The sequence below is a fragment of the Polynucleobacter asymbioticus genome, from assembly GCF_018687575.1.
Lineage (GTDB): Bacteria > Pseudomonadota > Gammaproteobacteria > Burkholderiales > Burkholderiaceae > Polynucleobacter > Polynucleobacter asymbioticus_C.
Map to the genome: position 1 here is coordinate 944,740 of NZ_CP061297.1, position 19,712 is coordinate 964,451.

At 45.2% G+C, this 19,712-nt stretch carries 24 protein-coding genes; 14 read left to right on the plus strand and 10 right to left on the minus strand.

The genetic code is table 11. The annotated features are described in order from the left end of the window. Positions 1 to 108: 108 nt before the first annotated feature. Together AOC19_RS04640 and AOC19_RS04645 are read right to left on the minus strand one after the other, a co-directional pair. The gene (locus AOC19_RS04640) at positions 109 to 933 is read right to left on the minus strand and encodes a M48 family metallopeptidase (protein WP_215374081.1); all 825 of its coding nucleotides are present in this window, start codon (positions 931 to 933) and stop codon (positions 109 to 111) included. Between the two features lie 37 nt (positions 934 to 970). Further along, complete coding sequence (locus AOC19_RS04645) at positions 971 to 1,567, minus strand: hypothetical protein (RefSeq protein ID WP_215374084.1); 597 nt, start codon at positions 1,565 to 1,567, stop codon at positions 971 to 973. A gap of 152 nt (positions 1,568 to 1,719) precedes the next feature. On the opposite strand from AOC19_RS04645, the gene hyi reads away from it, so the two are divergent. From hyi to AOC19_RS04665, 4 genes are read left to right on the plus strand one after another with little or no spacing between them, the layout of a single operon-like run. After that, on the plus strand, positions 1,720 to 2,502 hold the full coding sequence (gene hyi / locus AOC19_RS04650) for a hydroxypyruvate isomerase (RefSeq protein WP_215374087.1): 783 nt from the start codon (positions 1,720 to 1,722) through the stop codon (positions 2,500 to 2,502). Between the two features lie 14 nt (positions 2,503 to 2,516). Further along, entirely contained in the window at positions 2,517 to 3,413 is an 897-nt protein-coding gene (gene glxR / locus AOC19_RS04655; protein ID WP_215374090.1) for a 2-hydroxy-3-oxopropionate reductase, read from the plus strand. Between the two features lie 9 nt (positions 3,414 to 3,422). Continuing rightward, entirely contained in the window at positions 3,423 to 4,010 is a 588-nt protein-coding gene (locus tag AOC19_RS04660; RefSeq protein ID WP_215374093.1) for a YqiA/YcfP family alpha/beta fold hydrolase, read from the plus strand. A 4-nt stretch (positions 4,011 to 4,014) separates the two neighbouring features. Further along, positions 4,015 to 5,016, plus strand: a complete 1,002-nt coding sequence (locus AOC19_RS04665) for a DUF3108 domain-containing protein (protein WP_251367977.1) — start codon at positions 4,015 to 4,017, stop codon at positions 5,014 to 5,016. 29 nt (positions 5,017 to 5,045) lie between these two features. Here AOC19_RS04665 and AOC19_RS04670 read toward each other — a convergent pair whose 3' ends face one another. The 6 genes from AOC19_RS04670 to mltG all read right to left on the minus strand — a co-directional run bounded on the left by AOC19_RS04670 (position 5,046) and on the right by mltG (position 10,035). Next, positions 5,046 to 5,453 carry an ion channel gene (locus tag AOC19_RS04670; protein WP_251367978.1) on the minus strand — a complete coding sequence of 136 codons (408 nt, stop codon included), beginning with the start codon at positions 5,451 to 5,453 and terminating at the stop codon, positions 5,046 to 5,048. Positions 5,454 to 5,670: 217 nt separating this feature from the next. Beyond that, positions 5,671 to 6,372, minus strand: coding sequence for an ankyrin repeat domain-containing protein (locus AOC19_RS04675; protein WP_215374098.1), 702 nt, complete (start codon positions 6,370 to 6,372; stop codon positions 5,671 to 5,673). Further along, on the minus strand, positions 6,369 to 7,157 hold the full coding sequence (locus AOC19_RS04680) for a TatD family hydrolase (protein WP_215374101.1): 789 nt from the start codon (positions 7,155 to 7,157) through the stop codon (positions 6,369 to 6,371). The genes AOC19_RS04675 and AOC19_RS04680 overlap by 4 nt, the downstream gene beginning before the upstream one ends. A gap of 11 nt (positions 7,158 to 7,168) precedes the next feature. Next, the gene (locus AOC19_RS04685) at positions 7,169 to 8,314 is read right to left on the minus strand and encodes a DNA polymerase III subunit delta' (protein WP_251367979.1); all 1,146 of its coding nucleotides are present in this window, start codon (positions 8,312 to 8,314) and stop codon (positions 7,169 to 7,171) included. Then, positions 8,315 to 8,953 carry a dTMP kinase gene (gene tmk / locus AOC19_RS04690; protein ID WP_251367980.1) on the minus strand — a complete coding sequence of 213 codons (639 nt, stop codon included), beginning with the start codon at positions 8,951 to 8,953 and terminating at the stop codon, positions 8,315 to 8,317. Between the two features lie 11 nt (positions 8,954 to 8,964). Continuing rightward, a complete protein-coding gene (gene mltG, locus AOC19_RS04695) occupies positions 8,965 to 10,035 on the minus strand; it encodes an endolytic transglycosylase MltG (protein WP_215374108.1) in 1,071 nt (356 codons plus the stop codon). A 19-nt stretch (positions 10,036 to 10,054) separates the two neighbouring features. Between mltG and AOC19_RS04700 the strand changes: the two genes are divergently transcribed. Next, entirely contained in the window at positions 10,055 to 11,062 is a 1,008-nt protein-coding gene (locus AOC19_RS04700; RefSeq protein ID WP_215374111.1) for a YgfZ/GcvT domain-containing protein, read from the plus strand. A 25-nt stretch (positions 11,063 to 11,087) separates the two neighbouring features. Continuing rightward, positions 11,088 to 11,945 (plus strand): NRDE family protein, encoded by an 858-nt coding sequence (locus AOC19_RS04705; RefSeq protein ID WP_215374113.1) that lies wholly within the window; start codon positions 11,088 to 11,090, stop codon positions 11,943 to 11,945. A 17-nt stretch (positions 11,946 to 11,962) separates the two neighbouring features. Here AOC19_RS04705 and AOC19_RS04710 read toward each other — a convergent pair whose 3' ends face one another. Continuing rightward, entirely contained in the window at positions 11,963 to 12,448 is a 486-nt protein-coding gene (locus tag AOC19_RS04710; protein ID WP_215374116.1) for a PaaI family thioesterase, read from the minus strand. A 54-nt stretch (positions 12,449 to 12,502) separates the two neighbouring features. On the opposite strand from AOC19_RS04710, the gene AOC19_RS04715 reads away from it, so the two are divergent. The 8 genes from AOC19_RS04715 (at position 12,503) to AOC19_RS04750 (ending at position 18,019) form a co-directional block, all read left to right on the plus strand. Then, positions 12,503 to 13,969: a protein adenylyltransferase SelO gene (locus AOC19_RS04715; RefSeq protein ID WP_215374119.1), complete on the plus strand. Its 1,467-nt coding sequence runs from the start codon at positions 12,503 to 12,505 to the stop codon at positions 13,967 to 13,969. Between the two features lie 18 nt (positions 13,970 to 13,987). After that, complete coding sequence (msrB, locus tag AOC19_RS04720) at positions 13,988 to 14,401, plus strand: peptide-methionine (R)-S-oxide reductase MsrB (protein WP_215374122.1); 414 nt, start codon at positions 13,988 to 13,990, stop codon at positions 14,399 to 14,401. A 26-nt stretch (positions 14,402 to 14,427) separates the two neighbouring features. Next, positions 14,428 to 14,976, plus strand: coding sequence for a septation protein A (locus AOC19_RS04725; RefSeq protein ID WP_215374125.1), 549 nt, complete (start codon positions 14,428 to 14,430; stop codon positions 14,974 to 14,976). After that, entirely contained in the window at positions 14,973 to 15,257 is a 285-nt protein-coding gene (locus tag AOC19_RS04730) for a BolA family protein (RefSeq protein ID WP_215374128.1), read from the plus strand. Before AOC19_RS04725 ends, AOC19_RS04730 begins: the two co-directional genes overlap by 4 nt. 49 nt (positions 15,258 to 15,306) lie before the next feature. Continuing rightward, the gene (locus AOC19_RS04735; RefSeq protein ID WP_215374130.1) at positions 15,307 to 16,101 is read left to right on the plus strand and encodes a peptidylprolyl isomerase; all 795 of its coding nucleotides are present in this window, start codon (positions 15,307 to 15,309) and stop codon (positions 16,099 to 16,101) included. A 91-nt stretch (positions 16,102 to 16,192) separates the two neighbouring features. Further along, a complete protein-coding gene (gloA, locus tag AOC19_RS04740; protein ID WP_215374133.1) occupies positions 16,193 to 16,579 on the plus strand; it encodes a lactoylglutathione lyase in 387 nt (128 codons plus the stop codon). A gap of 16 nt (positions 16,580 to 16,595) precedes the next feature. Beyond that, entirely contained in the window at positions 16,596 to 17,768 is a 1,173-nt protein-coding gene (locus AOC19_RS04745; RefSeq protein WP_215374136.1) for a GNAT family N-acetyltransferase, read from the plus strand. Beyond that, a complete protein-coding gene (locus AOC19_RS04750) occupies positions 17,765 to 18,019 on the plus strand; it encodes a DUF1289 domain-containing protein (RefSeq protein WP_215374139.1) in 255 nt (84 codons plus the stop codon). The genes AOC19_RS04745 and AOC19_RS04750 overlap by 4 nt, the downstream gene beginning before the upstream one ends. Here the strand turns inward: AOC19_RS04750 and AOC19_RS04755 are convergent. Then, positions 18,016 to 19,623: an ABC-F family ATPase gene (locus tag AOC19_RS04755; protein WP_215374142.1), complete on the minus strand. Its 1,608-nt coding sequence runs from the start codon at positions 19,621 to 19,623 to the stop codon at positions 18,016 to 18,018. The two genes, AOC19_RS04750 and AOC19_RS04755, sit on opposite strands and share 4 nt — an antisense overlap. Positions 19,624 to 19,712 lie beyond the last annotated feature (89 nt).

Consider the following 19,712-nt stretch of genomic DNA (forward strand, 5'->3'; position numbering starts at 1 on the left):
GGCCTGAAACATCATATGCAGACGGGCTTTTAGCCGGACGTCCGCTCCGCCAAGTAAGTTTAAAAAGCCCCTACATCAGGGGCTTTTTTCATTCCCGCACAGTCTTTCTTAGGGTTTTTTAGTGGGCACCGGTTTTGGCGCCACCTTATATAGAGGCTCAACCGCTGGCATTAATGCTGTTAATTGCTCAATACGGGTTTCACCAGAGGGGTGCGTGGATAAAAATTCTGGTGAGCTTTTATCTTTTGTTGCCTTCAGCATCTTTTGCCAAACGCTAATAGCACCGTTTGGGTTATAGCCCGCTCTTGCTGCAAGCTCCAATCCAATGGCATCTGCCTCAGACTCATTTTCTCTGGAGTTGGGTAAAACGATTGCGTAATGGGCCACTTGATTAGCAGCGCTCACTGCGGAACCGTAGGGACCGGCAACAGCCATAGCAATGTTGACTAATACATTTTGGGCGGCAGCTTGGGATACACGCTCTCTACCATGCTCCCTGAGGGCGTGAGCAATCTCATGTCCCATGATGGCGGCAATTTCATCATCACTTAAATTCAGTTGTTCAATAATCCCCGTGTAAAAGGTAATTTTCCCCCCGGGTGCGCAGGTGGCGTTAAGTATTGGCGCATCAATAAGAGTTAATCGCCAATCCCATTGCCTTGTGTCATCACGAAATACCTCGGTCTGTGGGATCAGTCTATTCGCAATCAACTTTAAGCGATCATAAGTAGGCCCAGATGTGACTAGGATGTTTTTCTCTTTGGCTTTTTGATTCTGCTCGTTATAACTAGCCGCAGACATGCGATTGACATCCTCAGAAGAGGCCATCATGAACTGGGAGCGATTGATGCCTACAACCCCTGAGCGAGTAGTGTTAGCGCAAGCTGAGAGCAGGGCGATGAGTGCAAGGACCCATAAGATGCGAATACTCAAATGAGATCCCTGCATTTAAAACGAACTACTTTTTTCTTTATTTCTTCTTAGGCGTTGTAATTGATGCAGCCATTGCATCAAAATAAATCACCTTAACTTGCTCACCAACATTAACGTCCGCTAATAGCTGGGGATTCTTAACGGTAACTACCGTGACTTTGCCACTTGGACCTTTAACTGATACTAATTTTTTGGCACGATCAACATCAACAATATCAGCAATGATGGTTGTTGTATTAGTGATAGTGCGAGTTGGTTTTTCGCCTGGCTTTGATGCTACTTCAGATGAAGTTTCTACCTTGCTGCGGATACCATCACTCTTGGTTTTAATGAGCTCAATTGCAACAGCGAGTTCATAGGTAACACTGAGGCGATCGCCTTTTTTGATTTGATCAAAGTTCTTGATCTCAGGACCGGCAACAAACTTGGATTCACCTTCATTGTTTTTAAAGAAAATCGTGCGCGTTTTCTTATCAATCTTGGTCACTGTACCTTCATACAACTGGAATATGTTGTCGGTTACAGCCGCATCAACAACTACAGCATTTGGAGCAGTTGATTGAGCCATCACCAATGCTGGACCAGCCAGCAAAGCGGCGGCAACGAGAGTAATTGGAGCGAATTTAATTTTCATAACTTTCCTTAATATTAAGTATTGCTATTCTCATATTAGCGTATTTTTAAGCCAAATTTCACTTAAAGTGCCAACACTTGCTGCCCACAGAAATTTATTAGCTTCTTTGATAACATCAGTCCTTTCTCATTGATTGAACTCAAAGGAACGAGATGCCCCGTTTTGCCGCCAACCTCACCATGCTATTCAACGAAGCCCCCTTCTTGGAGCGCTTTGCGCTTGCCAAGACCGCTGGATTTAAAGCTGTAGAATTTCTGTTTCCTTATGCATTTGATGCGCAAGCTATTAAATCTGCATTAGATAACAATGCCTTGAAGCTAGCCTTACATAATCTACCGGCAGGGGATTGGGATGCTGGAGAGCGTGGAATCGCCTGCCTACCGGATAGGGTTGCTGAGTTTCGTACTGGCGTTGCCAAAGCGATTGAATATGCCACCATCTTGGGTGTACCGCAGCTCAATTGCCTAGCCGGTAAAGTGCCTGCAGGGGCTGACCCCAAAGCATTGCACGATACTTTTGTTGCCAATGTGCAATACGCTGCTAGCGAACTCAAAAAAGTGGGGCTAAAGCTTTTAATTGAGCCAATCAATATCTTTGATATCCCAGGCTTTTACCTATCTAAGACGGAGCAGGGCATAGCCATTTTGGATGCGGTTGGCGCAGATAACGCCTTTTTGCAATACGACATCTACCATGCTCAGCGCATGGAGGGGGAACTGGCGAATACGATTCAAAAGTACTTTAGCCGAATTGCGCATATCCAATTGGCTGATAATCCGGGTCGTAATGAACCTGGTACTGGCGAAATTAATTACGACTATCTCTTTGGATTGCTAGATCGTCTTGGGTACGCCGGCTATATCGGCTGCGAATACAAACCCCTTAAATCCACCGAAGCTGGTCTTGGGTGGATGGGTCAATACGAACAAGAATAAATCAGAAAGACATCATGAATAAGTTAAAGCTAGGATTTGTTGGTCTCGGAATCATGGGCGCTCCCATGGCAGGCCATTTAGTGGCTGCTGGCCATGAGGTGTTTATCAATACTCGCAGCAAAATCCCAGAGGAGCTGGCTAGCAGCGCGGCCATCCCATGTTCAAGCCCAGCAGAAGTAGCCAGCAAAGCCGACATCATTATCACGATGGTACCGGACACTCCGGATGTAGAAAAAGTTCTCTTTGGTGAAAATGGCATCGCTTTAGCATTGACCAAAGGAAAAATTGTGGTCGATATGAGCTCAATATCACCAATCGCTACTAAAGAATTCGCTAAAAAAGTTAATGATCTGGGATGTGAGTATTTGGATGCCCCCGTCTCAGGAGGTCAACTTGGTGCTAAAGGTGCCACGCTCACTATCATGGTCGGTGGCAGTGAAGCAACTTTTGCAGCAGTGAAGCCCGTATTTGAGTTAATGGGCAAGAACATCACTCTGGTTGGCGCCAATGGCGCCGGTCAAATTACCAAAGTAGCCAATCAAATTATTGTGGCTCTAAACATTGAGGCTGTCGCTGAAGCTCTGGTGTTTGCAGCTAAAGCTGGGGCTGATCCTGCCAAAGTCCGCGAAGCACTCATGGGTGGTTTTGCAAGTTCCAAGATTTTAGAAGTTCATGGTGAGCGCATGATCAAGAGAACCTTTGATCCGGGATTCAGAATTGAATTACATCAAAAGGATTTAAACCTAGCCCTTAGTAGCGCTAAAGCCTTAGGCGTCTCATTGCCTAATACGGCAACTGCTCAGGAGCTCTTGAACTCCTGTAGCGCTCATGGCGGTAAAGCTTGGGATCACTCGGCTATGGTTAAGGCGCTTGAAAAAATGGCGAACTTTGAAATTGGGCAAAAGAGTTAAGCTGCTTAAATGAAAACAACACTATTGGTCTATCTTCACGGCTTTCGCTCATCTCCAAACTCTACCAAGGCAGTGATGACTGGTGAAGCGGTGAGGGCGCTCTCATCAGTAGAAAACACATATGAATGGTATTGTCCTCAATTATTAGCATCACCAAAGCAAAGCATGGATATGGTGGTCAAACACATTGATCAATCGGAAGCTGATCATATCGTCATTATCGGGTCATCCTTAGGGGGCTTCTATACAAACTACCTCGCTGAGAAATATCGATGCAAAGGCATTGTGCTCAATCCTGCTGTATATGCGGCAAGAGAACTTGAGCCTCATGTCGGAATGATGACAGCTTACGACAGTGAAGAGCCCTTTGATTTCAAGGCTGAGTACATTGATCAATTGCGCGCCTTACAAGTTGATGCGATTAGCGATCCCCATTGTTATTTTTTAATTGCAGCCAAAGGTGATGAACTTTTAGACTGGAAAGAAATGGTTGCTTTTTATTCTGGTGCTCAACAGTTAGTTTTGGAAGGAAGCGATCATGGAATTGCTGACTATGCCGATCATCTTCCAGCAGTAATTCAATTTATCGAGCATTAATGTCTTGATTGATACCGGCAACCTGATGCAAGGTATTCGCAGAAAATCTCTCTGGATTCTGGTTGCTGCAATTTTTCTATCGGTATTTGGTCATCTGATTTTATTTTTCGGCTTACCATTTTTTTCTTTTGGCAGTCCACCACCCATCCCTGAAGATCTGATTATCAAAACAGATCTGCGTGTGGAGCCTCCCAAAAAAATTCAGATGGTAAGTTCACCAAAGAAAAAATCTCTTCCCAAACAATCTAATGCAGTGTCAGCGGATCCCCTATCCGATCAAGGTAAAGGAGAGCAGGGTGCACTCGGCAACCAAGCTGGACAAGCATTTCGCCTCCCTGATTCTGGCACCTATTATTTTGATGCCTATATGGATGGGCAGCTTTATCAGACTGCACAGTTAGACTGGATAACCGAAGGTAATAACTATCGCCTTTACATTAATATTCCATATGCTGTAGTTGGCCCCTTTGTGTTTGAATCTCGCGGCTCTGTTGATGCATATGGAATTGCACCATCTATCTATTGGACTCAACGCGGGACAAAGCCTCCACGTTACTCAAGATTTGATCGGGACCAGAGCGGAGCAGGGAAGATGTACTTCTCTGAGAAGCCCGATTACACGCCAGAGTTACTGCCTGGTACTCAAGATCGCTTCAGTTTGATGTTCCAATTGGCCTCCCTTTTAAACGGTAGTGACAAGATTGATGAAGCGGGCAGCGTTAGGGCGCTTCCCGTTGTCGACTACAACACTTTAGAAATGTGGCAGTTTAAAAGCTATGGCGAGACAGAATCCGAGGAGATTCCTAGCTTAGGGAAGTCCGTAAATCGTCATTACGCTCTTATGCAACGCGAAAATGATCCATATAAGCGGCAAGTGGATATCTGGCTCGCCAGGGACTTAGATTGGCTCCCAGGCAGGATGCGATCCCTGGAGTCCAATGGACGAATTTTGGAGCTTGTATTTAAGCAAAAGATGCCGATAGATAAGTCTAAGCTCATCAATTGAGCTATCAATTCCAAAATTAGACTGACTTTTTAGAATCCAGATCCAGATTTTGGGTTTTGATTACCTCTATTGAGTAATGCACCCATCATGGAATATAAGGCCGCACCGGACATCGAGACGGCAAATATGCCCGAGAAGGAAATAATAATCGGAAGGATTCTCCATTGCTCTGACAGACTATAGGAGCCAAAACCGACGGTTGTGTACATTTCACCGGCGAAATAGAAGGTTTGAGGATTGGTAGGAAAAACCTGCAATACAACACAGATATATGCCCAGGCAACAATTTCAACCAAATGACTGGCAATGATCAAAAGAATAGCCACAAAATAGGATAGAAAGTTGGCGCCATATATGCGTCGATTTTCTAGCTTTCGATCTATCCAGTGAAATGTACCTGCGATCATGAGCACTGCAATGCCGTGGAATGTCAGCATAAGGCACGCCAATATCAAAACGAACCAGATCTGGCTGTTTCCCATATCGGTGTTGATCTCTGCAAATAAGGTACTAAAGCTAGGTAGATTGTGAAAGCCGGGGAGTTTGACTATGTGATCGAATAAATACATTTGTTCGCTTATCTAGCCCCTAAAACCGTACGTGAATTTCTTATTTGACATAATAATGATTATACGCAGATGGAACATATATTACTTAAGTAGGAGACTTCTTTGGGCCGCCTGGATAAGGCTCTTTATAGAGTTTTAACCAACGTGACTTTAGGCCATCCCGAATATCATCCTTGCCAAACAGCTGAGCAACGTCAATGGCTGTATAGCCCTCATGATTACGCATACGCAAATCAGCACCGTTATCAAGCAGATACTTAATCAGCTCATCATTGCCAGATCCAATAGCCATCATTAAAGGTGTTGTTTCACTTGGGCTTAAGGCGTTAACCATGGCGCCATTTGCCATCAAGAACTGGACTATTTGGAGATGTCCGTTAGTAGCTGCATAGTGAATTGGTGACCAACCAGGCTTATTGACGGCAGCCTTCTTATCTAAAACAAGCATCTTTACCGTAGGTAAATCACCATCAAATGCAGCCATCATGAGCGCATTTTCACCACTTTTATTAGCCAAATTAACGTTGGTTGATGGATTTGAAAGCAGTAAATCAGTAACCTTCATTGATTTATCCCGGATGGCAAGGATCAACATCGGATTGCCCTTTGGATCTAAGGTATTTGGACTGACCCCAGCCTTCAATAGAGATTGAACCTCAGAGACATCATCAAACTTTGCCGCCTTAGTGAAATCATCAATTTGAGTAGCGGTTTGGGCTAAAGCTAAGCTAGAAATAGAAAAAATGAAGATGCTTAAGGCTGAATCTAATTTAAATGAGTTTCTCATGAAAGCGTTCTATTTATCTGAAAACATTGAAAAAAATTATTTGAAGTTTGCTCAGCTAGCAATTCAACTGATATGCCCTTTAGATCAGCCACAAATTCACCAACCTTAGAGACCCAGGCAGGTTCATTGGTCTTACCGCGGTAAGGAATGGGTGCCAAATAAGGGGAATCTGTTTCAATCAGCATTCGATCTAGAGGTACCTGCTTGCAAGTTTCTTGAAGGTCCTTGGCGCTTTTAAACGTCACAATGCCCGAAAACGAGATGTAAAAACCCATTTCTATGGCGGCCTTGGCAACTTCCGTGGTCTCTGTAAAACAGTGCATCACTCCACCAATTTGATCTGCACCCTCCTCCTTCAGGATTCTGAGGGTATCGGCTGAGGATGAGCGAGTATGGATAATCAGCGGCTTCTTGGAGGCAATAGCAGCTCGTATATGGGTCCTAAAGCGCTCTCTTTGCCATTCCATAGATTCATAGCTGCGATCACCCATGCGGTAGTAATCCAGCCCCGTTTCACCAATGGCAACGATTTTGGGATGCTTAGCCTCCCCAACCAAAAATTCAAAAGTGGGCTCGGGGGTATCTTCGTAGTCTGGATGCACGCCAACAGAGGCGTACAGGTGGGAATGATCCTCGGCAAGCTTTCTTACCTTGGGAAAATCGGGAATATCCACCGAAACGCACAAAGCATGACTAACCTTGGAGGCAGCCATATTAGACAAAACCTCAGGTAAACGGGTTTGAAATTCAGGGAAATCGAGGTGGCAATGTGAGTCTATAAACATGACTCATCATTTTAGTCTTCAAATACCTGCTGGTATTGAGAAAGCAATGCTTCTAGCTGAATGCGGGTAGCTAGGGGGTGGTTTTCATGCCGTCTTGCCTGTGTCAAGGACTTCCAAAAACGGAGTAACTTAGGAAGACGCGCTTGTTGAGCAAGACTTTTGATTGCGGCCTCATGTTTTGGGTAATAGCGAGGCGAGCCCATTTGGGCGCAACTTTGCAAGTCAGAAACCCACCGTTGCATGGTGGCTAACAATATTGAATAACGCGCTTTTTGAGTCTTATCCGCAGCATCCAACCAATTAATCCGAGCACCCTGTGACATTGCCTGAAGCAAATATCGCGATGCTTGAATAGCAATGGTGAGCTCATCCTTTTCGTCCTTATTGTGCCGAGCAATCAAGGAGTCTAAAACAGCATAAGGCGCCCCGCCCTGTTCGTCATAGATAGACTCAACATCGCTATCACTCATTTTTAAACCAGGGATCTTTCCCAGTTGAGTGCGTAACCAATGTAATCCCGTTAAGCGATCTGGCCTTGGCGCAGATATCAAACGACAACGCGAACGAATTGTTGGCAAAACTCGATCCAAGCGATCTGCCAGTAAGATAAAAATAGTGTTTTTGGGGGGCTCTTCAAGAGATTTAAGCAAGGTATTGGCGGAGTCCGATCTCAGCATCTCCAATGGGTAAACCAAAATCACTCGATTGCCACCGCGGTGCGAGCCAATAGAGAGACCTTCGATTGCACCTCTAGCATCCTCAATAGAAATACTTTTCTTTTCTTTTTTCTCGGGTGCATCACCATCAGCATCGGCTTGGCTGGCTTTAGACTTTTTAGGTGAGTCAGAATCAGAATCAAAATCGCCATGAGGCAACAGCTTGCGGTGTGTTTCAGGCACAAGGGCAATAAAGTCAGGGTGATTGCCAGAGTCGAACCACCGACAGGCTTCGCATTGATTGCAAGGCTTTGTCCCGGCTGACGTCTCGCACAAGAGTGCCTTAGCTAATTCAATGGAGAACTCAAACTTACCAATACCTGACTGACCATGAATCAAAACAGCATTTGGAAATGCGTTTAAATCCATACTGCTCCAGACTGGCTCTAGCCAAGGGGCTATTTTTTTGGCCGACTCTTGTGGGAACATCAAGTCACTCATTTAGAGATCAATCTTTAAAGATTCGAGCTCATTCCAAATGGCTTCCGGAGTTTTTGTGGCATCAACCAAGTAAAAGCGTTTTGGATCTGCCTTGGCTCTACGCAAATATTCTTGACGAACTTTTTCAAAAAAATCTAAGTCCATTTTTTCAAATTTATCCGGCGCCCTCACCTTCGATCTTCTAGCCTCTGCAACTGCACCAGGTAAATCAAATAAAAATGTCAGATTAGGCTGAAGCAATGAACCGTCAGGACGACCCTGAACCCATTGCTCTAAATCATTCAGCTTTTGCAAACTTAATCCTCGGCCACCACCCTGATATGCAAAGCTGGCATCAGTAAAGCGATCAGAGATCACAATCTTTCCGGCTTTTAATGCCGGCTCTATCACTTGCGCAATGTGTTCACGACGAGCGGCAAACATGAGCAACGCCTCAGTTTCTAAATTCATCGGGGCATCGAGTAATAAAGCGCGGAGCTGCTCACCCAATTGCGTGCCACCAGGCTCACGGGTCATGACGACTTCACGATCAGAGTAACGCTGTTTGATTAGGTTACTGAAAGCTTCAATATGAGTGCTTTTGCCGGCACCATCAATACCCTCAAAACTAATGAAATAACCTGGAAATTGAGTTGTCATATCGATTGGCATTAATTTGATTGAGGGGAAGCGCTACGTTTTCGTTGAAATTGATCAACCGCACTTTCATGCTCTTTTAAGGTTTTGGAAAAATGGCTGCTGCCATCACCACGCGCTACAAAATAAACGGCATCACTTTTAGCTGGATGCATCACAGCCATCAGCGACTCTTTGCTCGGCATTGCAATGGGTGTGGGGGGTAAACCTTTGTGCATATAAGTATTGTATGGACTGTCCTTGCGTAAATCTGTTTTTCGAAGATTGCCGTCAAATTTAGGGCCAATTCCATAAATGACGGTTGGATCCGTTTGCAATGGCATATTTAGATTCAGGCGGTTAACAAAAACAGCTGCAACGAGGGCTCTATCGCTAGAGCGGCCCGTCTCCTTCTCGACTATCGACCCCAGAATGAGCAGTTCGTAAGGTGATTTGATTGGTGATCGTGCATCTTTTTGCTCCCAAGCGCTGGTAAGTTGCTTTTGCATTGCTTGAGATGCCCTTCGGTATATTGAAATATCAGTGTCATCTGGATCAAATACGTATGTATCTGGATAAAACAAGCCCTCATCGCCTGGATAAGAAAGACCAATAGCCTGTAAAAGCTCCTTAGAGCTCATCCCCTTAGTCTGGTGGATCAGCGCTGGGTGCTTGTCAATTACGCTTCTAAGCTGCCATATGGTCATGCCAGGGATGATCGCAAGACTTTCCCGAACCCGATCACCACGTGAAACTTGTAACAAGATATTGCCTAAACTAGCGCGAGGTGCAAATAGATAGGTACCCGGCTTTAGTTTGGAAGCTATAAAAAGTGACCTTGCTGCAATCTGAACGGTCACAATATTTGCGGATACACCTTGATCTGATAGTTGCTTTGAAATTGCAGATAAGCCCGATTGGGGTGCAATCTTGACTTTGTATGAGCTTCCATCGGGGGTGTTCGATAAAGACGGAACTACGGGCCACAAAAATATTACCCCATACATGAAGGCAATCAGGCCAAGCAGGCTAAATACATAGGGTTTCCATGCCCCACCATTTGTATGTTTTGTGAAAAGAGTTCTTCTCTGAAATTTTCCGCTCATCACGCTATGATAAAAGCTCATGACCCAAAGCCCAGAAAATACCCTAATGCCCACCACTAGCCTGAACAATGGATCCACCCCCCTGACTGATTGGGGTCTGATCCTAGTTGAAGGGCCTGATGCTGCCACTTTGCTCCAAAGTCAATTGAGCAATTCCGTAGTTAGCCTGAGGCGTACAGCCATAGATGGGATCGCGCAAGGTTTTGATTCTGTGCGCTTGGTTGGCTACTGCAGTCCAAAAGGACGGCTTTTAGCCAGCGCTTGGTTAGGATTATTCCCAGAATCTGCTGATTCAGACGACCGTTTTGCACTCTTTATATCTAGAGACATAGCTGCGACTACAGCTAAACGATTATCGATGTATGTATTGCGATCCAAAGTCAAAGTGATGGATGCATCAAACGACTGGGATGTATTTGGGTCCTATCAATACGTTCAGGATGCTGAATCTCCTTCCACGCTAAAGGATTCCATTGCATTACGTATCCCAGATGTCTTGACTCAAAATCGATCCTTTCAGAGAATTCTTTTTGCTAAAAAGAAAACAGAATCCACCAACTTGACGGTTGATGAGGCGTCTTTAAGCCAGTGGAATTCTTTAGAGGTGTTGAGTGCAATCCCCAGAATCGTGATGGCAACCCAAGAACAGTTTGTTCCCCAAATGATTAACTTTGAATCTGTTGCAGGCGTGGATTTTAAGAAGGGCTGTTACCCTGGCCAGGAAATTGTTGCGCGCAGTCAATACCGAGGGGCGGTAAAACGTAGGCTGCAACTTGCTCACACTACTTCAAGCACAACATCCCTTGAGATTGCTAAACCTGGTGTGGAGTTATTTCAAGATAGCGATGCAAGTCAGCCATGCGGCATGGTGGTTCTTGCTGCAGCTAATCCAGAAAATATAGATCGGATTGATCTTCAGTTGGAGTGCAAGTTAGATGCCCTTGAGGCTGGAGCAATTCATTTGGGTAGCTCTGATGGGCCTGTGTTAAAAATAGATCAACTGCCATATCCTTTATTAGAAATTTAACCTCCAGGGATTGATTCATTTTCTTATGTGCCTAATTCTTTTCGCCTGGAAATCTCATCCAGACTACCCCTTGGTGGTCGCGGCGAATCGAGATGAGTTTTATGAGCGCGACACTGATCCTATGGGATGGTGGTCAGACCACCCTCACCTATTGGCTGGCAAGGATCGGGCAGATGTATTAGGAAGTCCAGGAACATGGCTAGGCTTTACAAAGACAGGTCGCTTTGCTGCGCTCACGAATGTCAGAGCGCCTAGTGAAAAAAATCCTGATGCAAGAACTCGTGGTGAACTCAGTCTTCGCTACCTGACTGGTCATCACAAGCCGCATGCTTTCATACAGGAAAATTCTAAGCGCTTTGAGCAATATAACGGCTTTAATTTACTGATGGCAGATTTAAGTGATCCAGCAAATGCTGAAATGCATTGGGTAAGCAACCGCCTCATGATGGGTCAAAATATTCGCCCGAGAAAAGTATTTCCCGAACAGGCCCTCAACCCTGGAGTCTATGGCTTATCGAATGCCATGCTCGATACCCCATGGCCCAAAGTGAATCACCGGGTGGCAGCATTTGCACAAACTCTTGCTATGGATAGTGGTCAACTAAAAAATGCAGATCACTATTTGCGTGTATTGGCCGATACGCATGAAGCCAGTCCGCAGGAATTGCCTAGCACTGGAGTCAACCCAGATTGGGAGAAGGCCCTATCGGCTGCTTTCATCAAGACCCCCTCTTATGGAACCCGCTCCAGCACTATTTTGCGCGTCCGCAAAGATGGTCAATTCGAGATGGTTGAGAGACGATTTGATGCAAATGGCACCGTAGGCCATGATGTTGTTACTGGAGAGCTCAGCGCCGCTCCAGGATCAAACCTTTCGGTCTAAGGACGCAAAAAGCTAAATTACTTTTGCTGACGAGAGTCCTCATTGATGACTCGTTCGCCATTTGCATTTTTAGTTGCTAGACGCTTGATAAACTGAAAAGTCCCTGTCGACATACAGCAGATCTCACCTTGATCGTTGTAGAGCTTAGCCTCGCAAAAAGCCATTGTGGCGGTACGTCGTACAGTGTCTGCTTTTACTCTCAAGATGCCATTGGCAGCCTGCATAAAATTATTTTTCATCTCAACAGTCACCACGCTTCGATCGCCGGGATCGCTAGAGCGAGCAGCAACTGCCATAGCAACATCCATAAGGGTAAGTAATACGCCACCATGAGCTACGTCCCAAGTATTAGTATGCTCAGGTTTCAGCGCTAAAAGGATTTCGCCCTTGCCCATTTCTGCGCTGATCAGACGCACGCCCAGCAGCTTCAAAAAAGGAACATTCAACTCTTCACCTAGGTTGGCAAGCTGAGTTGCCGCATTTAGTTGTACTTTATTTGTCATAGGGTCATTTTAGTAGCTTCTGCGACGCTTGTGAATTGCCCATAGAATACAAATATGCCTTTTACCCTTCGTGGCGATGATGTCTGCCAAGTAACCCCACCTACCCCGCTACCCGATCCTTACTGGGTGGCATTTTCCCCTTCTGTTGCCAAACTGATTGGCTTGGAGCTTGGGGATAATGACCTGCCAAAAGATCCAGGGTGGTTAGCGGTTTTGGCGGGAAATCAACTGCATGTCGGAACACAGACATTTTCAAACCCAATTTCTACAGTCTATAGCGGACATCAATTTGGCTCATGGGCTGGACAATTGGGTGATGGTCGAGCCATTCTGCTTGGCGATATCAATCAGCTGGAACTGCAACTAAAAGGTGCTGGTAGAACGCACTACTCCAGAATGGGTGATGGAAGAGCTGTACTCAGATCTTCAATTCGTGAGTTTCTATGTAGCGAAGCAATGCATGCCCTGGGTATACCCACTAGCCGGGCTCTTGCGCTAGTAGGATCAAAGCAGTCTGTTCGACGAGAAACTATGGAAACTGCAGCGGTCTGTTCTCGTGTTGCCCCAAGCTTTATCCGCATCGGACATTTCGAGCACTTTGCGTCACTTCAGAATGTAACTCGCTTGCAAGAATTGGCAGACCTTTTGATGAATGAATTTTATCCAGAGTGCGCATCCAAAAAAGATTCCTACTTAGAGCTATTTAAGGAAATTAGTGCCCGAAATGCAAAATTAGTTGCCGCTTGGCAAGCGGTAGGATTTTGTCATGGCGTTTTAAATAGTGACAACATTAGCGCCTTGGGTCTTACCATTGACTATGGCCCTTTTGGATTTTTAGATCACTTTGAAATCGATCACATCTGCAATCACAGTGATCATGGGGGTCGTTATGCATACCATCGTCAACCCCAGATCATGCATTGGAATATGGCCTGTCTTGCAAGCGCAATGCTACCCCTATTAGAACTGGAACATTCTGCGGAAGATTCTCAAGAACTGTTGCGCTCTGCCTTAGAAGAGTTTCCTCTTACCTATGCGAAAGAATGGCAACGGACATTTCGCTTAAAACTAGGATTGCAATCTGAGCAAGATGATGACATTCAGCTGATTGAACGACTCTTGCAGTCGATGCATGACTCAAAAGTCGATTTCACCAACTTCTTTCGCAGCCTCAGTAATATCAAAAAAGATTCCAAACCACTAGCAATACCGCAAAGAAATGAATTTATCGATCGTGAAAGTATCGATCAATGGTTTACCGATTACATCAATAGACTTCAGTCCGAGCTCATCAGTGATGATGATAGAAAAGATCTAATGAATCGAGTCAATCCAAAGTACATTCTGAGAAATCATCTAGCCCAAGTAGCTATTGAAAAGGCGCAACAAGATGATTTTTCTGAAGTTGATACCCTATTCAAGATACTGAGCAAACCATTTGATGAGCAGCCAACGTTTGATAGCTACTCGAAACCACCAGCCCTCGATATGCAGCGCATTGAAGTGAGCTGCTCCTCATAACCCAACACACGAAACACCATGACTAAGAAAACAGATCAGGAATACAAAAATATACTCAGTGACATTCAATATCGCGTGACCCGCGAAGCTGCAACTGAAAGACCATTTTCTGGTGAATTTTGGGATCACTGGGCCAATGGTCAATATCGCTGCATTTGTTGCGATACTCCCCTATTTGCATCCTCAACCAAATTTGACGCTGGCTGCGGTTGGCCCAGCTACAGTGCCCCTGAAAATAATGACGCAATCACGGAGATTCGAGATGTATCTCATGGGATGATTCGCACGGAAGTACGTTGCACTCAATGTGATGCCCATTTAGGGCATGTGTTTGAGGATGGCCCTCAGCCCACAGGGCTTCGCTACTGCATCAACTCGGCATCTTTGAAATTTGAACCATCTGCGAATGCTTCCTCCGGTAAACCAGAGTAACTCTTAAATAGCTGGATAATCACTCCATGAAATTTCTTTTCGACCTCTTCCCGATCATCCTCTTTTTTATTGCCTTTAAATTTGGCGATATCTACACCGCAACCATCGTAGCGATGGTTGCCACAATTGGGCAAATTCTTTGGGTCTACTATCGCCATCGAAAAATTGATGCGATGCAGTGGGTTAGCCTCGTCATGATTCTCGTATTTGGAAGCCTGACCATATTTCTCCACGATAAGACCTTTATTCAGCTCAAACCAACAGCGCTCTATTGGCTATTTGCAGGCGCATTATTTATTAGCGCCCAGTTTTTTCAAAAGAACTGGATTCAGGTATTAATGGGCAAACAGATTACGCTGAAAGAGCGCAATTCCAAATCAGTTTGGCATCAAGTGAATATGGCCTGGGCATTGTTCTTCTTTTTTATGGGCGCCCTGAATCTCTACATCGCTTTTGAGTTCTCAGAGGAAACCTGGGTTAACTTCAAGCTATTTGGCAGCACTGCTTTACTGATTGTCTTTGTCATTCTTCAAGGAATCTGGCTAAGTCGCCATATGGAGCAACCTTCAGAATGAGCATCAATCAGCAGAGAATTGCACACTTCGAGGCAGACTTACGATCGGCTTTTCAAGTAGCAAAATTAGCTATCGACGATGAAAGCCATCTGCATGCAGGTCATGCCGGTGCCGCTTCGGGTGGAGGACACTTCAAACTCACAATCGTAGCCCCAGAATTTGAGGGGATGAATAAGGTGGCGCGGCACAGAGCCATTTACGCAGCCCTAAATCAGCACTTTCCAGAGGCGATTCATGCTCTCACTATTCTGGCTTTCACCCCTAGTGAAAGCACTAATTAAACCCAGATTGCTTTAAGATTCACTTTTACCCCTATTTATTTACTAGCCCATGTTGAACACACGCCAAATTTTGACCATTAGCGCTTTTAGCCTAGCACTTCTCTCACCAGCAGTTCATGCGCAAAATGCTGCCATCGTGAATGGAAAGCCTATCCCAAAAGCACAGTTGGATAAATTGATTCAAAAATCGAATCAACCAGACAACCCTCAAGTTCGCGATCAAGGCAGGGAAATGTTGGTGACGCGTGAACTCATTCTGCAAGAGGCAAACAACCGCGGTATCACCCAAAAAGAATCCGTTCGAGAGCAGTTGGAGCAATCTAAGATGGGTATATTAATTGCTGCGGTGTTTGAGGATTACGTTGAAAGAGAAGGCGTAACAGAGGCTGAGCTTAAAGCTGCTTACGAGCAAGTGAAAGGACAGTACACCGGCAAGGAATATCACGTTGAGCATATCCTTGTTGAAAAAGAAGCTGATGCTAAAGCGATTACTGCACAAATTAAGGCTGGCGGTAACTTCGCACAGATTGCCAAAGAAAAGTCAAAAGACCCTGGTTCAGCCCCTAATGGTGGTGATCTTGGTTGGGTCAGCGATAAGTCACTCGTTCCAGAGTTTTCGAAGGCAATGGTGCAGCTTAAAAAAGGCCAGATCACTGACAAGCCAGTAAAGACCCAATACGGCTGGCATGTTATTAAATTAGACGATGTGCGCGATGTCAAGGCACCTAGCATGGATGAAATTAAAGATCAGTTAAAGCAGATGATTGCCGCTGATCAGAATTGGCAAAAGGCAAAATTCTCTGAGTTAATGCAAAAGCTTCGTGCTAAAGCCAAGATCCAATAATTTTGGATCTCTTTAGATGCCCTAACCCAGGCTGACCCCCTGGGTTTTTTCTTGTCCAACGAGAATCCACTTTTACCTTTATATTTGAAAGATGATGATCCTACACACCATGCTCAGAGTCGGCAATATGACTCGCTCGATTGATTTCTATACCAAAGTTCTAGGGATGAACTTACTTCGCACGACTGAACGTCCAGAGCAAAAATACTCTCTCGCATTCGTAGGCTTTGGTAAAGGAAATGCAGATGGACAATCTGAGATTGAGCTCACGTATAACCATGGCGTAGATAGCTATGAGCTCGGTAGCGCCTACGGACACATCGCCATTAGTGTGCCTGACGCTTATGCCGCCTGTGAAAAAATCAAGGCTGCTGGTGGCAATGTTACCCGGGAAGCTGGACCAGTCATGGGCGGGGATACTGTGATTGCCTTTGTTACCGATCCAGATGGTTACAAAATTGAATTAATTCAACACTAAATTCTTCTTAATTGAGTTGAAGCAAGGCGCTATCCAACTTCGAGTCATCAATAGTCTTTCAGATATTACTGAAAGTGCTTGGAATGATCTCCTCTCGCCCAATGCTGGACCCTTTTTAAAGTATGCATTTTTAAATGCACTAGAAACAACCGCTTGTGTTGGTGGCAATACTGGCTGGCAGGTGGCTCACTTACTCGTTGAGGATTCCGATTCCAATCTACTTGGAGCAATGCCTCTTTATCTTAAGCAGCACTCCTATGGCGAGTTTGTATTTGATTGGGCTTGGGCTCAGGCTTATGAACAGAATGGCATGAATTATTTCCCAAAGGCTTTATCAGCCATTCCTTTTACGCCAGTTCGAGGGCCTAGATTACTGGTGTCACCAAAGGCGGATAGAGATGCCATACAAGATATCTTAGCCTCAGGCTTGAAAACACTAGTAAGCCAAAATACCCTTTCCTCGGCTCACGTCCTCTTTCCTGAGAATGATGAATTAGAGCAGTTCAAGAAACAGGGTTTCATGATGCGTGACTCTGTACAGTTTCATTGGCATAACGCTGGATATGCAGATTTTGAAGAGTTTCTTGCTGCACTAACAATGAAACGCCGCAAGAATATTCGGCGAGAACGTGCCGCTGTTGCTCAGCATCAAATTCAATATCGCCATATTCCTGGATCCATCGCCACCAAGGATGATTGGGCATTCTTTTATCGCTGTTACGAAAACACCTATATTGAGCATCGCTCTGCCCCCTACTTGTCGGAGGAATGTATTCAATTACTAGGCCGCGATATGCCTGAGCATTTTCATCTCATTATTGCCATTCTCGATGAGAGGCCGATTGCCGCCTCCTTGCTCGTAGTCGACCAACCCAATTCAAAAGCGTATGGTCGTTACTGGGGTGCCATTGAACATATTCCCTGTCTGCATTTTGAGTTAGCTTATTACCAGTCAATTGAGTATTGCATCAATGAGGGCATCGAGATATTTGAAGGAGGCGCTCAGGGTGAACATAAGATGGCAAGGGGGTTTTTGCCAACCACAATCCAATCAGCACATTGGATAGAGGATCCGGGCTTTTCAAAAGCAGTAAAGCGCTTCTTAGAGCGTGAGCATGAGGGTATGGCTGCCTATGTCGATGAGCTCGAGCAACACATTCCGCTGAAATCGTCTAAAGTACAGCCATGACTTCTTCTAATAACCCATCAGAGCAAGCTGGAGCGAATTCTTTGGCCGTTGGTGATGATGCCTCTGACTCTCCGTGTATTGGAGTTTGCACAACCCTTTACGATGAAATTTGCCAGGGCTGTGGTCGCACTCTAGGTGAGGTCAGTAATTGGGTATTTTTTAGTCAAGAAGAAAAAGATGCGGTATGGAAACGCATTCGTGCCGATGGCACTGCAATGCGATTCCAGCGTCAAGCTAAAGAAAATACTTAGCCAGCTAAAGCTTGGCTGCGCAAATATTCTTCGTAGGTTCCCGAGTAATCAACTACAGTGCCGTCCATCTTCACTTCCAAGATGCGGTTAGCTAAAGCAGATACAAATTCACGGTCATGAGAAACGAAGATTAAGGTGCCATCAAATTTCTCGAGTGCAATCTGCAAACTCTCAATGGATTCCATATCCATGTGATTGGTAGGCTCATCCATTGCTAGGACATTGTATTTTTGAAGCATCAATTTACCCCAAATCATTCTGCCCTTCTCGCCACCAGATAGTACTTTGACAGACTTGCCAATATCATCGCCTGAGAATAGCAAGCGGCCTAATGTGCCACGAATGACCTGATCATCATCGCCTGTATTGCGCCAGTTATTCATCCAATCCATGAGTAATTCGTCTTTTGCGAACATCTCTGTATTGTCTTGCGGCATCACACCCACATTAGCGTTTTCAGCCCATTTCACATCACCGCTATCAGCAGGAATGCCATCGAAGCGTTTGCTTAAGATCGTTTTTAACAGTGTTGTCTTGCCTGCACCATTTTGACCAATGATGGCGATCTTTTCACCTGCACGAATACCAATCTTAAAGTTCTTAAAAATTGGACGATCGTAAGCCTTAGTCAGTGCATTGCACTCAACAGCCATGTTGTGCAGTTTTTTCTCGGTATCAAACCGAATAAATGGGTTCTGACGGGAGGAAGGTTTTACCTCAACAATCTCAATCTTCTCTAACTGTCTTTGACGTGAGGTTGCCTGACGTGCCTTCGATGCATTCGCTGAGAATCGAGCCACGAAAGCTGCTAATTCAGCAATTTTTTCTTTGGCTTTTACGTTGTTGCTGAGCTGTTGTGATCTTGCTTGGACGGACGCCAGCATGTAAGAGTCATAATTTCCTGGATACACCTTGAGGGTTCCATAGTCCATATCGGCCATGTGCGTGCATACCTCATTGAGGAAGTGGCGGTCATGGGAAATAATGACAATCGTGCTCTTAATTTGATTCAGAATATCTTCCAACCAATGAATGGAATGAATATCTAAGTTATTGGTTGGCTCATCCAGCAACAGTACGTCTGGATCAGAGAACAGTGCTTGCGCTAGCAAAACACGCAACTTCCAGCCAGGTGCAACATTGCTCATGAGGCCATTATGTTGCTCGATCGGAATACCGATACCTAATAGCAACTCCCCTGCTTTTGCCTCTGCGGTATAGCCGCCGTACTCAGCATACTTGCCCTCGAGCTCAGCTGCCTTCATGTAATCTTCATCAGTGGCATCTGGATTGGCGTAGATGGCATCTCGCTCGGCTGCAGCCTTCCACATCTCTTCGTGACCCATCATCACCACATCCAGCACGCGTACATCCTCATACGCAAACTGGTCCTGACGTAATTTACCCAAACGAATGCCCGGGTCTAAGCTCACATTGCCGCTGGTTGGCTCTAACTCACCACCCAAGATTTTCATGAAGGTGGATTTACCGCAACCATTGGCGCCAATCAGGCCGTAGCGATTACCGCCACCAAACTTAACGGAGATATTTTCAAACAGGGGTTTTGCCCCAAACTGCATAGTGATATTAGATGCGGACAGCACGGATGTGTTTTTACTTTCTGATAGGTCAATTCGAGGGTGCGGATGCAGGTTTTGCATCAAAGACCATTATTTTAACGGCTTGTGATCAA

Coding starts and splice junctions, on each gene's coding strand:
- AOC19_RS04735 (WP_215374130.1), top strand. CDS start 15,307: ATGTTGAACACACGCCAAATTTTGACCATTAGCGCTTTTAGCCTAGCA.
- AOC19_RS04700 (WP_215374111.1), top strand. CDS start 10,055: ATGACCCAAAGCCCAGAAAATACCCTAATGCCCACCACTAGCCTGAAC.
- AOC19_RS04660 (WP_215374093.1), top strand. CDS start 3,423: ATGAAAACAACACTATTGGTCTATCTTCACGGCTTTCGCTCATCTCCA.
- AOC19_RS04715 (WP_215374119.1), top strand. CDS start 12,503: ATGCCTTTTACCCTTCGTGGCGATGATGTCTGCCAAGTAACCCCACCT.
- tmk (WP_251367980.1), bottom strand. CDS start 8,953: ATGACAACTCAATTTCCAGGTTATTTCATTAGTTTTGAGGGTATTGAT.
- AOC19_RS04675 (WP_215374098.1), bottom strand. CDS start 6,372: ATGAGAAACTCATTTAAATTAGATTCAGCCTTAAGCATCTTCATTTTT.
- AOC19_RS04750 (WP_215374139.1), top strand. CDS start 17,765: ATGACTTCTTCTAATAACCCATCAGAGCAAGCTGGAGCGAATTCTTTG.
- AOC19_RS04725 (WP_215374125.1), top strand. CDS start 14,428: ATGAAATTTCTTTTCGACCTCTTCCCGATCATCCTCTTTTTTATTGCC.
- AOC19_RS04730 (WP_215374128.1), top strand. CDS start 14,973: ATGAGCATCAATCAGCAGAGAATTGCACACTTCGAGGCAGACTTACGA.
- gloA (WP_215374133.1), top strand. CDS start 16,193: ATGATGATCCTACACACCATGCTCAGAGTCGGCAATATGACTCGCTCG.
- glxR (WP_215374090.1), top strand. CDS start 2,517: ATGAATAAGTTAAAGCTAGGATTTGTTGGTCTCGGAATCATGGGCGCT.
- msrB (WP_215374122.1), top strand. CDS start 13,988: ATGACTAAGAAAACAGATCAGGAATACAAAAATATACTCAGTGACATT.
- AOC19_RS04680 (WP_215374101.1), bottom strand. CDS start 7,157: ATGTTTATAGACTCACATTGCCACCTCGATTTCCCTGAATTTCAAACC.
- AOC19_RS04710 (WP_215374116.1), bottom strand. CDS start 12,448: ATGACAAATAAAGTACAACTAAATGCGGCAACTCAGCTTGCCAACCTA.
- AOC19_RS04705 (WP_215374113.1), top strand. CDS start 11,088: ATGTGCCTAATTCTTTTCGCCTGGAAATCTCATCCAGACTACCCCTTG.
- AOC19_RS04645 (WP_215374084.1), bottom strand. CDS start 1,567: ATGAAAATTAAATTCGCTCCAATTACTCTCGTTGCCGCCGCTTTGCTG.
- AOC19_RS04670 (WP_251367978.1), bottom strand. CDS start 5,453: ATGCTGACATTCCACGGCATTGCAGTGCTCATGATCGCAGGTACATTT.
- AOC19_RS04685 (WP_251367979.1), bottom strand. CDS start 8,314: ATGAGTGACTTGATGTTCCCACAAGAGTCGGCCAAAAAAATAGCCCCT.
- hyi (WP_215374087.1), top strand. CDS start 1,720: ATGCCCCGTTTTGCCGCCAACCTCACCATGCTATTCAACGAAGCCCCC.
- mltG (WP_215374108.1), bottom strand. CDS start 10,035: ATGAGCGGAAAATTTCAGAGAAGAACTCTTTTCACAAAACATACAAAT.